The 14,461-nt window shown below is 53.2% G+C and carries 9 protein-coding genes and 1 tRNA gene; 2 read left to right on the top strand and 8 right to left on the bottom strand.

Translation table 11 applies throughout. The annotated features are described in order from the left end of the window. The first annotated feature begins 110 nt into the window (after window positions 1-110). Window positions 111-1,271 (top strand): RNA ligase (ATP), encoded by a 1,161-nt coding sequence (locus AC2IBB_RS01650; RefSeq protein ID WP_486331180.1) that lies wholly within the window; start codon window positions 111-113, stop codon window positions 1,269-1,271. Window positions 1,272-1,366: 95 nt separating this feature from the next. On the opposite strand, the gene AC2IBB_RS01645 is transcribed toward AC2IBB_RS01650, so the two are convergent. Together AC2IBB_RS01645 and AC2IBB_RS01640 are read right to left on the bottom strand one after the other, a co-directional pair. After that, complete coding sequence (locus AC2IBB_RS01645) at window positions 1,367-3,721, bottom strand: hypothetical protein (protein WP_486331179.1); 2,355 nt, start codon at window positions 3,719-3,721, stop codon at window positions 1,367-1,369. A gap of 15 nt (window positions 3,722-3,736) precedes the next feature. Then, a tRNA-Ile gene (locus AC2IBB_RS01640) sits at window positions 3,737-3,812 on the bottom strand. A gap of 320 nt (window positions 3,813-4,132) precedes the next feature. Here AC2IBB_RS01640 and AC2IBB_RS01635 point away from each other — a divergent pair. Continuing rightward, on the top strand, window positions 4,133-5,980 hold the full coding sequence (locus AC2IBB_RS01635; protein WP_486331178.1) for an ABC transporter ATP-binding protein: 1,848 nt from the start codon (window positions 4,133-4,135) through the stop codon (window positions 5,978-5,980). Here the strand turns inward: AC2IBB_RS01635 and AC2IBB_RS01630 are convergent. The 6 genes from AC2IBB_RS01630 to AC2IBB_RS01605 all read right to left on the bottom strand — a co-directional run bounded on the left by AC2IBB_RS01630 (window position 5,977) and on the right by AC2IBB_RS01605 (window position 14,445). Continuing rightward, a complete protein-coding gene (locus AC2IBB_RS01630) occupies window positions 5,977-6,909 on the bottom strand; it encodes a hypothetical protein (RefSeq protein ID WP_486331177.1) in 933 nt (310 codons plus the stop codon). The genes AC2IBB_RS01635 and AC2IBB_RS01630 overlap by 4 nt on opposite strands. Before the next feature lie 200 nt (window positions 6,910-7,109). Continuing rightward, window positions 7,110-8,249, bottom strand: coding sequence for an AAA family ATPase (locus AC2IBB_RS01625; RefSeq protein WP_486331176.1), 1,140 nt, complete (start codon window positions 8,247-8,249; stop codon window positions 7,110-7,112). Further along, the gene (locus AC2IBB_RS01620) at window positions 8,246-9,115 is read right to left on the bottom strand and encodes an RNA ligase family protein (RefSeq protein ID WP_486331175.1); all 870 of its coding nucleotides are present in this window, start codon (window positions 9,113-9,115) and stop codon (window positions 8,246-8,248) included. Before AC2IBB_RS01620 ends, AC2IBB_RS01625 begins: the two co-directional genes overlap by 4 nt. Before the next feature lie 269 nt (window positions 9,116-9,384). After that, window positions 9,385-10,149 (bottom strand): thioesterase II family protein, encoded by a 765-nt coding sequence (locus tag AC2IBB_RS01615; protein ID WP_486331174.1) that lies wholly within the window; start codon window positions 10,147-10,149, stop codon window positions 9,385-9,387. A 28-nt stretch (window positions 10,150-10,177) separates the two neighbouring features. After that, window positions 10,178-11,113 carry an ADP-ribosylglycohydrolase family protein gene (locus AC2IBB_RS01610; RefSeq protein ID WP_486331173.1) on the bottom strand — a complete coding sequence of 312 codons (936 nt, stop codon included), beginning with the start codon at window positions 11,111-11,113 and terminating at the stop codon, window positions 10,178-10,180. Between the two features lie 11 nt (window positions 11,114-11,124). Beyond that, window positions 11,125-14,445 (bottom strand): DEAD/DEAH box helicase, encoded by a 3,321-nt coding sequence (locus AC2IBB_RS01605; protein ID WP_486331172.1) that lies wholly within the window; start codon window positions 14,443-14,445, stop codon window positions 11,125-11,127. Between the last annotated feature and the right edge of the window lie 16 nt (window positions 14,446-14,461).

Below are 14,461 nucleotides of genomic sequence, written 5' to 3'. Positions count from 1 at the left end.
ATGCTGGGCGCAATCACGGATTGCGATGCAAAAGCACACCTCCTTTTCGATTTTTAGTATCCCGCCGTTAGTGCTGTTCGCCGGGAATGAAGCAGGCACGCTTAATTTTTATGTCTAAATTTTCTGTACCTATAAAACGTATACGTCAAATTGAGCCGCACCCGAATGCGGACGCCATTGAGTTCGCCGTGATCGACGGCTATCGCTCCATCGTCAAGAAAGGCGAGTTCCAAGCCGGGGACCTGATCGCCTATATCCCAGAGGCCTCGCTGCTGCCGCAGTGGCTATTGAAAAAATTGAATTTCTGGAACGCTGAGAAAGGCGTTGGACGTCTGAACGGCAAAGACGGCAACCGTATTACTGCGATCAAACTGCGTGGTGAACTGAGCCAGGGTGTTTGCTATCCCGTGCATATGGACGGCGACACCGCCGTAATTGAGCACAGCGACGGGGACTCCGAGCTGATGCGCTTGAGCCCGGTGGAAGAGGGCCAGTGCGTTGCAGAGCTGTTGGGCGTACAAAAATATGAGCCGCCGATTCCTACTTCCATGGCGGGTGACATTTTCAACGCCGGACAGCGCTTAACGGTCCATTTTGATGTGGAAAACTGGAAGTCCTATCCAGATATTCTGCAGGATGGCGAAGAAGTCGTGTTCACCGAAAAACTGCACGGCACATTCACTGGCGTCGCCATTCTGCCGGAAAAAGACGCTCGCCCAGAGGCGTTCGGCGTTAAGCGCAATGTGCTGATCTTTTCCAAAGGTCTGGGCGCCAAAGGCCTGGTGCTCGCCAATACCGACGGCAACAGCGCCAATGTCTACGTACGCGCCACTACCGGCATGGTGGCGGTGATCGACGCCTTGCTGGCGAGCGGTGAATTGCGGGTGGAGGATGAGCCCTTGTTTATCCTGGGGGAGACATTTGGCCCCGGCGTTCAGGATCTGGCGTACGGCAAGGAACTCGGCTTCCGCCTATTCGCCCTCGCCAGCGGCTATCGTGGCGCCCAACGCTACCACGACTTCGACGCACTACAGGCGATGGCGGAGCAACTCGGCGTACAAACCGCCCCCGTTCTCTACCGAGGCCCCTTCTCACAGGAAGTCATGAGAGAACACACTGATGGCGCCACAGAACTCGACGCTGATCACATCCGAGAAGGCATCGTCATCACCCCTACCCAGGAAAGGCGCGATCCGGAACTCGGCCGCGTGTGTTTGAAGTCCGTGAGCGCTGCGTACCTGTGCCGGAAGGGTGGGACGGAGTTTAGTTGATTTATTGAAGACGGTGCGAATTGAGCGCCGTACAGGCGGTGAGGCGGATCGGGAGACTGCCGCCTCCGCTCTGTTAAGCTTGAAAGTAAACGGAGTTAGGGGATGTATGTTGGCATTAAAGGATGTTTCCCTACCGCCCAACCTAAAAATTGTATCGCCTCTGAATCTGTCTTTTGCAGGCGCTGACCGTTCACAGCTAACTGAAGACCAGTCATTATGGGAGCGAACCGCTCCCTGAACTCAGGCGCTTGCTCCGACAAATGCGATTGCATCCAGGATAGGTGGTCATGATGCTCTTCAGGTGGCAGCTGTGTTAGGAAAAAAATCATTTGTCGCCACGCATAAGCGCTTTTTTTCATTATGTTCAGTCCAGCATGGCTACTATCCATTTTTAACTGCTGGCGTCTACATACCCACTTGAAGCAGTCTTTCACCATAAGTGAGAGATTTTCTCCCAACTTAGTCTTTAGCCCCAATGCCTGAAACAGTACCGCCAGGTTTTGCGTGGTTAAGATCTGTTGTTGCTCGATAACGACGGCGTTGCTGGCTACACTCCAACCCTTCCCAGGAGCGCCAGCGCGTTTTGAACATAGGTTGGAAAAGTTTTTAGCAGTCATTCTTCTGCCGCCAAACAACGTTTTCTTAAGAAAAGATGAGTAGTCCACGTTGTAGTACCTTGCATATAGTGTGTCCTGAAGCAGCTCGGCGGCGTATTCACAGGCATTCGCATACTTCTGAGTGAACTCGCCCATAAAAATATCGGCGGCTATTTCATCGACAATAGGAACTTTGAGCTTTGCCTGGTCAGCCAAGCTTCTAATTTCCTGAAGCAACTTATTTGGAAGAATAGAATAAGGAAAGTTTACAAGGGCCAAGATCACTATATCCGACAGAATAGTTATCGCTAACTCTTGGTTTCTTGGTTTGGTATTACGGTACTTCTCTACATTTGAAATCCACGGAAGCTCAGTCACCTGGACTTGGTTTTGTAAGTTAATGAGCAGCAAAGAGCGGCGTTGCCGAAAAGCCTGATAAATACTTGAGTAAATATTCTTCAGCCCAGAATCGTCAAAGCAGGAAGCTCTTATATTTGCAGACAATTGCGGTAATACGTTAGCGATAGTATCCGCAGAGGTGATATAGCCTTGCTGTATAAGCTGGTAGATAGTGGCGATTTGGGTGCGTTCCACTTTCTTGGCTAAATATCGGGGGATCAATGATCCAGCAGGAGCGTTGTGCGTCGATTCATCTGAAGCGATGGGGGCAATGGCGCGACTGACACATTCAAGTCCTTTATCCTGGGGAAGAGGTAGTAATCGCTGTACCAGGATTTTTGCAATTTCATGGTATTTTTCTGGTCTACACTGCTGAGACTGCCTGAGTCGTGACACAAGTTGCTTTCCCTCTCCAGGCGCGCCTCGTTTGGCGATATAGCGCGCCAAGTGTAAACGAATATATCCGCGATCCCGTTCATGCAGTGTTGTTGGGCTATCAATACATTGTCTAAGAAAAGCCAGCATTCGCGCATGGGCTGAACCGGCTTTCAATCTTCGACTGCCTAAAATATGTTGCGAAGCCATTTGTTCATGGCGCCCGGATAATGATGTGGCGCGTTCAGTCCAGCCCGCAGGAAATCTCTTACCAGGAAACCCACCTTTTAGGTCATAGTGGCCGAGGTGGTCTCGTACTGGCTTTCCTGCATCATCCACCCTGACTGAAGGCAATTCACCTTCCACGGTTTCAATGAGCAGTCCGACGAGTTGGTCATATAAAGGAATCCAAATTCGGATTGCTTCTTCTTGTGCGGTGATGCGCTTATTTGCTTCGACTTTATTAAGCTTTTCTATGGCTGATCTGACAGGTTGTAGAAATACAAATCCATTACTTGCAGTAAACTGACCGGAAAGAGTGGGATAGAACTTTAGTTCGGAGAAAAAAGGAAGTATTTCTGCAAGAATCGATTTAGCGCCAGACACATCTCCGTGTTCAAGCAGCCAAGCAACAATTGCCAGGGCTCCTTCCTCTGGAACGCTGATGGAAAACTTGCCTTCAGAGATATGTTGATTTAGGAGCTTTACGCCCTCTTCGCTTAAAAAGTAACTGTTCAGGGCAGCCCGTGTTTCTGTATTTATTGGAAGCGTTAGCCTTTTCGCAAAGGCGATCTCGTTCTCCGTTAACGGCGCTCCGGCTAAGAAATTCCCAGTCGCAAATCCGCCAGTCGCGACTTCCAATGTCACCCATGCAGGCGTATTGGAGACGGGAGTGCGAGAACCTATACTCAACTCGCCAGAATACATGCTCGCGAGAATTTTCTCCCATCGCGCCACTTTCTGCCCTGAGCTTTGGGACGGATTGCTAAGATTATTTTGCAGCGCCTTTGATAGCTGAAATTCAGGGTAAGTAGCATCAATGGTGATTGTGTCTTTTTCAGGCTTTTTATTACTTGGCATATCCAGTCTTATGGATGGGTCCGGGGGCTGGATTTGCACCAGCGCCCTCTCGGAAATCAGCCGAGCGCTCTCCATACTGAGCTACCCCGGAACAGTTCTTCATTGCGTCCGTGTCATTGAGGCTAGAGTATAACGATTACTTCTATTCTTTTTATAGCGCGCAATCAACTCATTACCAATCTGGTAAAGGTAGAGCCCCAGCATTGAGAGAAGTGGCCAGCGGCCGTAAGGCCTGAATTTAGAATTTCATTAAGCAATAACCCGCCTTACATTTCCCTCCATCCTTGGTTACTCTGATTTTTCTCTGGCTTTACGCCGCACTTTCCGGGCGCCATGCTTGCGCTGATCGCTCTTCGCTGCTTTGCACACTGCTAACCCTGTTGTTTGATCCGATGGATGTGGATTGTTTCTATGCTGAGTTTGTTTGAAAAGTTTATTAAGCCTTTTCCTCCTGATGAGCCGGAGCAGCCGCCTGTCGGGTTGTTCGCATTTTGCCGTTATTACACGCGGGGGATGGAGGTTCCGTTATTCCTGATGTCGCTGACGTCTGCGTTTCTGGCGTTATTGGAAGTCTCATTGTTTGGTTTTATGGGGCAGCTGGTGGATTGGCTGGTGGACAAGAATCCTGAGACGTTGTTTCAGGAGGAGGGCGGTCGCTTGCTGATTATGACGCTGGTGGTGTTGGTTGGCCTGCCTGTCGGGGTTTTATTCAGGGCGTTGTTGATTCATCAGACATTGCTGGCGAATTATCCCATGCAGATCCGCTGGAAAGCGCATCGCTATCTGCTGAAACAGAGCGTGTCTTTCTATCAGAACGACTTCGCTGGCCGCATCGCCACCAAGGTACTGCAAACCTCTCTGGCGGTGCGGGAAACTGTGATGAAGCTGCTGGATATCATGGTGTATGTGCTGGTGTATTTCAGCACCATGCTGGTGATGATCGGCAACGCGGATACGCGCTTGTTGATTCCCATGATGGTTTGGTTGGGCGCTTATGTGTGCCTGCAGATGTATTTTGTGCCCAAGCTCAAGCGCAACTCGATGAAAAATGCGGATGCTCGCGCTGCGATGACGGGCCGCATCGTCGATAGCTACACCAATATCACTACGGTAAAACTGTTCTCCCATACCCAGCGGGAAGCGGATTACGCACAGGAAAGCATGCAGGGGTTTCTAAAGACGGCCAGGCGGCAGATGCGTCTGGTGACCGGCGTCAACGTCAGTGTGCATACCCTGAATTATCTGCTGACGTTTGTCATTACGGCGCTGGCGATCTGGCTGTGGACACAGAGCGCTATCACGGTGGGCGCGATCGCTGTCGCCGTGAGTCTGACTTTACGGCTGAACGGCATGGCGCAGTGGATCATGTGGGAAGTCAGCGCGTTGTTTGAAAATATCGGCACCGTGGCGGATGGCATCAATACCTTGTCCAAACCGCAGGAAGTGACGGACCGACCCGATGCGCGTCGACTGCAGGCGACTAAGGGGCATATCAGGTTCGATAAAATCGGCTTTCACTATGGCAAAGGCGAGGGCGTCATCGAACAACTAACCCTGGATATCAAGCCCGGCGAGAAAGTCGGCCTGGTGGGGCGTTCCGGCGCGGGTAAATCCACCCTGGTGAATCTGCTGCTGCGCTTTTACGACCTGGAGCAGGGACGCATTCTCATTGATGGCCAGGATATCAGTGAAGTCAGCCAGGAGAGCCTGCGTGAGCATATCGGTATGGTGACCCAGGACACATCGCTGCTGCATCGCTCCGTACGCGACAACATCCTTTACGGTCGCCCCGACGCCACGGAAGACGAGATGATCGCCGCCGCAAAAAAGGCGGAGGCGCATGATTTTATTCAGACTTTGTCTGATCCACAGGGAAGGAGAGGCTACGACGCCCAGGTCGGCGAGCGCGGAGTGAAACTCTCAGGCGGACAGCGTCAACGTATCGCCATCGCCCGCGTTCTGTTGAAAGATGCGCCGATCCTGATTCTGGATGAGGCCACTTCCGCGCTGGATTCCGAAGCGGAAGCAGCGATTCAGCGCAGCCTGTATGAACTGATGGAAGGTAAAACCGTTATCGCCATCGCGCATCGTCTCTCCACAATAGCCGCTATGGATCGCCTGATCGTGCTTGATGACGGCGCTATTATCGAACAGGGCTCACACCAGGATTTGATCAATAGCGGCGGTATCTACGCCCAGTTATGGGCGCATCAGACCGGCGGGTTTCTGGGAATGGAAGAGGATGAGCTGGTTACCTAGCCTGGCGGGAATTGAACAGCCCTGTCCAACAATGGAAGTCCTTGGATTAGCAGCTCGCTGGTCATATAACCTGTACTGACGCGCTCAACAGTCGCCAGACCAAAAAAGTGCGCGAAGCGGAACAACGCCCGATTACTGTATGCGCTTCTCAAAGTGTGGTCTCTATGGTTCGGTCCCAGCATCGGGTTATTTGGTAATTCTTTCAGGGCGTCGGGGTAGGCTTTTATGAAGCGGTCTTCATAAAATGTACTCCCCCTTTTTTCATTGGAGTACTTCTTAAGTAAGTACAGGGTAAAAACAAATGACCGCTGGATGATATAAAACTCTGGATAGCCGTCTACGTACGCCCAGTTAGACTTCTCGGTATAGGCTCTGAGCAACTCGTGATAAATCTTCCCCTTGTTGTTCCGGCCCAACCAGTCCCGGCACTTCCGGCTCAGTATCAACTTGCCTTTATATTTGCGAATCAGGCCCGCCAGCTCGGCGATCAGTTTCGTAAGATGCAGCTCAAAAAATTGCTCTTCCTGGTTGATGGCCCCGTACTTCGTGTTCTCCAGATAAAGCTCCTCGCCCCAATAAGCCAGCGCTGTTTCCTGGCATAGTTTGCGAGGTAAGTTGCCTTTAGCGGTAGGCTTTATTCCTTGTTCCCCTATCTGCTCCGCCAGCAACAGGAATAGCTTGATGATCGGCGCGTCGATGTCGGCGTCAGGGATTTCCGGAAAGCGGACGATTTCAGGCGAATCGTAGGGGTGGTACAGCAGGTCGTACATCTGCACCGCGGACAGGCCTGCGAAGTCCTCTAAAGGTTGTGAATTCCTTGCATGCATGGCTCGTTCCACATGCCTTTGCAATTCCTCCGGGGATTGAAACGGCGGCAGATCTTTTAACCCGAGTAACTCCGCGAAGGGATTCTGACTTTTTTCTTTCATTCCTGGCTCATTATGATGTGTTGAGACAACGGTTTTACCGCTTCCGCAGCGGATGGGATCATTTCTACCAAGTGATACAGACATATGACTAAACTGTAAAGTTGGTAGATTTTCTGGCGACAGCCTATCAAGAGTCAAGGGACCGTCTCGGCCCCTTGGTTCGTATTTTCAGACAGATTGGCTGATTAAGTGGGCATAACCTACTCCACCACGTACTCCACCCAATGCGCTTCGCTCGGCAATGGAATTTCCCAGCGATACAGCAGACGGTCGATCACTTTGTCGGTGACTGTGCTATCCCGTTTGCGATTGCGGGCGCGCAGGGTTTTCTCTGCAGCCTCCAGATAGACGATGCGGATTTTCGCATGGTAGGCGTACAACAGGTCCAGAGCATTACTGCGCATTTCCTGGGACAGGTGCGTGGCGTTCCACACAAAGGGCTGCTTGCGCCGTAAATGCTCTTTGGCCATATCAATGGCGTGATGAGCCACCTTGCCTTCATTCTGGCCGTATTTGAGTCCCATCTCCTCGCGGGCGTCGTCGTAGGAGACGGTGGGCCAGTCAGGTCGATGCCGGCTCGCCCAGGTATTCTTACCTGAGGCGGGAAGTCCGCATAACAACACCACCTCGGAGCCTTCCGGTTGCTGGTAGCCATAATCCGCCGCTGTGGCGCCGTCGGAGCGAAAGTATTGCTGCCGCACCACTTCGTCGGGAAAGACGCGGGGTTGCTCCCAGCAGGACTCTTGAAGCGCCAGCTCACGGAACAGCGCGATGTCTGCGATGCTGTCCGTTTTTTTCTCATAGGTTCTGCCGCTCATATCCGCCAGCGCCACCGCATAAAGCTCCTGCAGGCTCACCTCCCAGGACATGCGATGCGCCAGAAACTCGGGACGTCGTTGCGCCCGGTCATCGAAGATGAAAAACGGAACCTGATGCTGGGCGATAATGCGACAAATGCGTTCCCGCAAGGCAAAAGGAACGCCGGCGCGCCACAACAGTATCCGGGCGTCCACCGCACCGCGTCGGGAGTGTCGGGGACTGCCGACGCCGCCGTCGGGGCGCACGATAGTGGTGGCCGGTTTGGCGATGTCATGCAACAGGGCGGCGTAGAACAGCACAAAGCGCTGCTCCGCATCCGCCTGTTGATAAGTCTCCCCCGCCAACAGCTCGTTCACCACCATTTTGGTGTGCGTCCATACGTCCCCTTCCGCATGGTAATACGGGTCCTGAGGCGTGGTCGCGAGGGGCTGCAGATCAGGCAGACCTTCCCACAGTGCGCGCCAGTCCGGCTCGGCGCCATCGGCGGGCATCCAGTTTTGGAGTTGCTGATAGCTGATCATGAGCATGTCTCCGCTGTGGCGCCCGGCTCCTGAGAATCCGGCTCAGAATGGCCGAGATCCTCCCATTTCAAGGTTAGTTGCGGAGCGTACATATCCACCCCCTGCGCTAGCTGGTTGGGGAAAATCGGCCGGTTCAGATGGTGGCTGCCGCTGTCCAGAATGGCCTGAATGAAATCATGGCGCACCCATTTTAATCGGCCGACAGTACGACCGTTTTCTTCGATCTTGATATACAGGCCTTCAGACAAATCCGAGTCGTCGGTCTGCCGTTTAACCAGATCAAAATCCAGCGCTTCCTGATGGGCGACCTGCTCCAGGCTGTTGCGCCATTGTGTGGTTTTCGCCAGTGATGGGCGCACCAGTTTTTGCAGTTCCGCCAAGCGCCTGGGCGCCAGGCCAGCATATAAAACCGGTACGGAAAGCACCGGTGAATCCTTTAACATGCGTCGACGCGCCGACGTGGAGAGAAATTCGCCCGTTTCGGTGTCGAGAATATCGAACTCGGTGAATAGATGCGGCAAGCGGTCATAAAACACCGTGTGCTTCGACGCCATCCATTCCCCGTACAGGGTGTAACGGGTTCCCAGAATTTCGAACAAACGCTCCTGATGCACTGTGGCCCAGGACTTAAACTGCGCGAATTGCGACTCGCGCCCGCCGCCGGTCAGCACATGCCCGCGACTTTGCAGACGCAGTGCGCCAGATGCGTCGAAACTGACGCCGGCATTGGCGCCGTCGAGTTTTTCTTCGATGACCAGATAACGCCCGCTCAGTTGCGAATAGGGAACCTGATCCGACGCGCTGTCCCCCGGTTGCAGCCGTGACCCTTGCAGGTGGGGCGTACGGGGATATTTGCGGATAAACATACCGCCTCCTCAAAAACAAAATCCGTATTGATTCCTCTACAGGAAAATGTCCTGCGGAGATTCAAAAGAGTCAGCTTGCTATGCGCTGAAGACGAGGCGAAACAATAGCGTCGTCAGTTAAGACGCCGTAGCAAAAGCTGATGTTGAGGGTGCGATCGCCATTACATGACCGTATCCGATGTGAACTGGGTAAATCTGAAGTGGAAAACGCAAAAGTTTAGCGGCGTTGGAACCAAGGTTCCAGTAGGAATTGACGTATGTGTCCGATATTAAGCCGGAAGCAATGCGTTTTCCAAAAGTACCTGGCTGATAAAGGCTGTGACTTCCTGTTCGCTGCTGCGGATGAAAAAGTGGTCCCCAGGGAACGTGCGCAATTGAAACCGACCGCTGGTGTAATCTTCCCACTCGTGCATGCGCGTGGATGCGTCGATGGGGTCGTCCTGCCCGCTTAGAGCGGTGATGGGAACCCTTAGTGTCTGCGACTTATCGCCGCTCCAGCATTCTGAAAGTTTGAAATCCGCACGCAGCATGGGCTCCAGCAACGCCATCAGTTGCTGGTCCTGTAGCGCAGCCTCCGGGGCGCCGTTCATTTGGCGGATTCTTTCGATCAGCCCTTTCATTGGCAGCTGGTGTATGAACGGCTGGCGACTGTTCAGATGAGGACAACGACAGCCGGAAATAAACATATGTTCCGGCAAGGGCCCGCCATAGGATTGCAGACGCCGGGTCAACTCGAAGATAACGCGGCCGCCGAAGCTGTGCCCGAAGAAAGCGAAAGGCTGATTCAGGTAGGGGACGATCGCTTGTAGCACGGCCTCCACCAATGGCGGCCATTCGCTGAAAGGCGCTTCACTGATGCGGTTTTCTCGGCCGGGCAGACGCACTACGACGACATCAATGTCGTCTGGGAAGCGTTTTACCCAGCTTCGAAATGCATTGGGACTGCCGCCGGCGTAGGGAAAGCAAAACAGTCTGATTGCTTTGCCTGACTGAGGCGAGGGCATGAACCAGCGATCCTGCGCGCGATGGGGCATTCTAAACTCCTTGTCTATGCATTGGACGTTATGTCTGCGGTTCTTTCGCCGGTTGCGCCGCGTGCAACTGTTCAGCTATGGAGGCGATGTCCTCGCGCATGTGCAACTTCTCCAGCCAGTCCTGTCGAATACCGTTAACGCCGTAGTAGGCGCCTGCGAACTGGCCAACGATGGCGGCGGTGGTGTCGGCGTCATCGCCAAGGTTTGACGCCTTCAGCACAGCGTCCTGAAAGTTATTGGTATGGGCGAAACACCATAAGGCGGCTTCCAGTGCGTCGATGACGTATCCTGTGCCGCGAATGTCGTCGTAGCTTTTGTTGAGATACTCGCCCATAGAGAGCTGGGCGACTTTGTCTGTATAGGGCACATACATGGGGTCCTCAAGCACATCCTCTTTGGCGTCGCCAGTCAGCAACTGATGCAGGATGACGCCCATCAAGCGGCAGGCGTCCACGCATTCGTCGGCTCCGTGAGTGGTGCGCGAGCTTTCGCCGCAGAATTGCACGACCTGCTCGATACGAGGGCTGTAATACATGGCGACCGGCGCCAGACGCATGATGGAGCCGTTGCCGGCGCTATGCGCGTCCAGTGAGCCGGAGTAGGGCTCGCCGCTGTCCAGAAAGCGCTGGAGAGCGCCGCGCACCGTATTGCCGATATCAAAGCAGTTTCCGGTGCTACTGAAATAGCCCCACTGCCACCAGTTGCAATAGCGGGTCATTTGATCCGCCGCGTCAAAGCCCTGTTTGGTCAGCAGGGACTCGGCGAGACATAACGCCATGGAGGTGTCGTCAGTCCATTGCCCGGGCTGTAATCCGAATGGGCCGCCGCCGACCATATCGTCGATAGGCTCGAAAGAGCCGCGCGGGCGAAACTCCAACGTAGTGCCCACGGCGTCGCCCACCGCAAGGCCCAGCAGGCAGCCCTGGTATTTATCGAGGTTGTTTCTATCTGGTGGTCCAGTCATGTACTTTTACCCTATTCAACCGGGGCGAATAACTTACGCAGTTCTTCTTCATCGAAGGTGAACTTTTCAGACTTGTCTGCAAGCAGGTTATCCGCCAGCGCTTGTTTCTGCATTTGTAATTCGACGATTTTTTCTTCCACGGTTCCTTCTGTGATCAACTTGTAAACGAACACAGGCTTATCCTGGCCGATGCGGTAGGCGCGGTCGGTCGCCTGGTTTTCAACGGCGGGATTCCACCAGGGGTCATAGTGGATGACGGTATCCGCTGCGGTTAGATTTAAACCCACGCCGCCTGCTTTAAGGCTAATCAGAAACAAAGAAACCTCTCCGCTTTGAAACCGGCTGACAGGCGTATCTCTGTCTTTTGTCGCGCCTGTCAGTTTTACATACTCGATACCAGCTTTATCTAGCTGCGCTTCGATCAATCCAAGCATAGAAGTGAACTGGGAAAACAACAGTATTTTGCGGCCTTCCTCAAGCAGGCTGGGCAACATGGACATCAGCGTATCCAGCTTGGCGCTGCTTTTCACTTTACGCGCACTGTCCAATTTAAGCAGCGATGGATCGCAACAAACCTGGCGCAGCTTCAGTAATGCGTCCAGAATTTCTATATGAGAACGCTTAACGCCTTTTTTCGCGATAGCGTCACGAATCTTCTTGTCCATGGCGACGCGAATACTTTCATAAAGATCCCGCTGCTTTCCTTCCAACAAAACAGTACGTTGTATTTCTGTTTTCTCCGGCAGCTCCTTCGCGACCTCCTGTTTGGTGCGGCGCAGCATAAACGGCTTGATGCGTTTTGATAACAAGCGTTGACGTTCAAGATCGCCCTTCTTTTCGATAGGCGTGCGGAACAGGGTTTTGAACTTTCTATCGTCCCCGAGCAGGCCCGGCGTAAGGAAATTAAACAACGACCACAGCTCGCCCAGATGATTTTCCATGGGCGTTCCAGTCAGACACAGCCGATGTCGGGCCTCAAGTCTGTGCACTAGCTGGGTGGCCTGCGCTTTTGGATTCTTGATGGTTTGGGCTTCATCCAAAATAAGATAATGGTAGTTCTGCTGCAGCAGATATTCACTGTCTCGCGGCAGTAGCGGATAGGTCGTCAAAACCAGGTCGTTGTCAGCTATTCGTTCGAAACGCTCAGTGCGATGGGGGCCGTGCAGAACAAGTACTTTTAGTTCTGGCGCGAACTTTTCCGCTTCCTTACGCCAGTTGCTCATTAAGCTGGTGGGCGCGACGATCAGACAGGGCCGATCCATTCGGCCCTGGGCTTTTTCCACGGAGAGCAGGGCGAGGGTCTGGATGGTTTTCCCCAACCCCATGTCGTCAGCCAGGATGCCGCCCATTTCGATTTCTCTAAGGAAGCCAAGCCAGTTCAGCCCCTCTTGTTGGTAGTCTCTTAGGGTGGCGTTGAACCAGTCGGGGGGGAAGACATGGCTCATTTGTTCCTGCTGCTTCAGTCGATCAATCAAGCGCGTCAGTTTATCCGCGCCCAGCCAGCGCAGGCCGACTGAAGCCATGGCTTCGTTGAGCGCCAGAAGCTGGCCAACCTGTCCTCGTTCCAGGCGGAATTTATCGTTCACCAGAGGATCATGGTCGTACAGCTCAATGAGACTGCCTAACAGGTTTCTGACTCTCTCGACATCCAGCTTGATCCACCGGGCAGGGGCGACCTGGAGCAGAACATCGCTATCTCCAGGATAATCGGCCAGTGTCTGAAGCTCCCACTCCTCCGGCGCGTCTTTAATCAGGTTGTACAGAACAGGTAGCAGGTTAATGTGCTCGCCGTCGACTTCCACGCCGAGGTCGAAATCGAACCAGTCGCTGTTGCTCTCATCGAGATTGGAGTACCAGGAGAGCTCTTCAACCTCTGTATTGAGGTACTGAAAGGGAAAGTCTTCCTCAATGGTAATCCTCCATCCCTGTGTCTCTAAGAGGGGGATGCCGTGCTGGGCGAACCCGTGCCACTCCCCGACGCTTGTAAAGCTCAGGTCCATTTGATGCGCCTCATCGACGAGCGGATAGGTTTCGATAATATTGAGCGGGCGCATATCCAGAGTCATTAGTTTGCGCAGGGCTATCTCTTCAACAAGAAAATCCCGGGGAATGATGAGATGGGTATTGTCTTTGACTGTTGTCACTTGCTGAATATCGGAGTCATAAGATACGCGGATATCGCGATAGGAAAACTCCAGCCTGGCGTAGGGAATATCGGCTTGACTCGTTCTATGTGAAAAATAGCCAGCTTGAGCAGGGCTTGCCGCCCCAAGGGTGAGATGAACCTGCGGCTTGACTTTGCTGTCCTTCTCGACGGCGATCTCTTTGGGTTTGGGAAGTCGTGCGCCGGGGAGTCGTTGCTCCAGAAGCGAACGTACTTTTTCCGCCTGCACGGGGGATAACCTGGGCGCGCGATTAAGCGTCATCAGCATGGACGGCGGCAGCTCACTACGTAGCTGGCCACATTCTCCGGTGTGGGTATTGATATAGTAGATCGGATCAGTGGCGACCATTATCAGATGTGATGGGACCATTTCCAGTGTTTGTCCGCCCTCCATGTCCACTCGCCACTCAAACTCCCCTTGCGCTGGCGCGCCTTTGAATAACTTTGGTCCTTGTGGGGTTTCCCAGTACGCGCGTTCCGTCGCCAGTATGCGCTGAAGGGCGTCAGCTCCGCTTTCTTCCGTTAACGGCAGGTCAGAGCCCCATTGCGACCATAACAGGCGTTTGAAGATCGCCAGGTCAGCTTTGGTCAGGAAGGCGGCTGGCTTACTCTGGTTAAAGGCCGCGCTGATATTGTAACGCTGGGTTTTTGTGGAGTATGCGCCAGACTTTAGAGTGCGCGTCTGGATAACGTTGACGCAGACATTGCCGTTCATTTGGTTGTGCTTCAGTAAATAGAGCACACTAATCTGATTAGCGCTATCGGGAGTCGCTTCCTCTGTTGCGGTGTCGACCAACTGGTCAAGCCAGCGCCTGACGTCAAGGTTCAGCGTTACATCTGGGTGGCGAGACGAGTTATGGCCAGACCAAGTATCTTTTTGCGCTGGAATCTGGCTTTTTTCATTCACGGCGAGCAGTGTGGCTGCAACGTGTTTACAGTTATAACCAATAGGGCATGAGCATTCCCCTTCTATTCTCAGGCCATAGGCGTCATTTTCAAGTGTTACCAAGACCTGGTAAACACTGTTACCAGAACCCCGCACTGTTGCTGTGGCGTGATCCTCGCCATATTCCACCAGAGTGACGCGCCGTTGCTTAAAATATTTTACGCCCCGCTCAAAATAAGTGCTCCCAAGCTCTTTGACTATCAGGCTTTCCTTTACCAACATGCGAACTCACTACCTT

This window comes from Hahella sp. NS-SX17 (assembly GCF_057367735.1).
This window is presented reverse-complemented; position numbering and strand designations above follow the sequence as displayed.

Coding starts and splice junctions, on each gene's coding strand:
- AC2IBB_RS01635 (WP_486331178.1), top strand. CDS start 4,133: ATGCTGAGTTTGTTTGAAAAGTTTATTAAGCCTTTTCCTCCTGATGAG.
- AC2IBB_RS01620 (WP_486331175.1), bottom strand. CDS start 9,115: ATGTTTATCCGCAAATATCCCCGTACGCCCCACCTGCAAGGGTCACGG.
- AC2IBB_RS01645 (WP_486331179.1), bottom strand. CDS start 3,721: ATGCCAAGTAATAAAAAGCCTGAAAAAGACACAATCACCATTGATGCT.
- AC2IBB_RS01630 (WP_486331177.1), bottom strand. CDS start 6,909: ATGAAAGAAAAAAGTCAGAATCCCTTCGCGGAGTTACTCGGGTTAAAA.
- AC2IBB_RS01605 (WP_486331172.1), bottom strand. CDS start 14,445: ATGTTGGTAAAGGAAAGCCTGATAGTCAAAGAGCTTGGGAGCACTTAT.
- AC2IBB_RS01610 (WP_486331173.1), bottom strand. CDS start 11,113: ATGACTGGACCACCAGATAGAAACAACCTCGATAAATACCAGGGCTGC.
- AC2IBB_RS01650 (WP_486331180.1), top strand. CDS start 111: ATGTCTAAATTTTCTGTACCTATAAAACGTATACGTCAAATTGAGCCG.
- AC2IBB_RS01615 (WP_486331174.1), bottom strand. CDS start 10,149: ATGCCCCATCGCGCGCAGGATCGCTGGTTCATGCCCTCGCCTCAGTCA.
- AC2IBB_RS01625 (WP_486331176.1), bottom strand. CDS start 8,249: ATGATCAGCTATCAGCAACTCCAAAACTGGATGCCCGCCGATGGCGCC.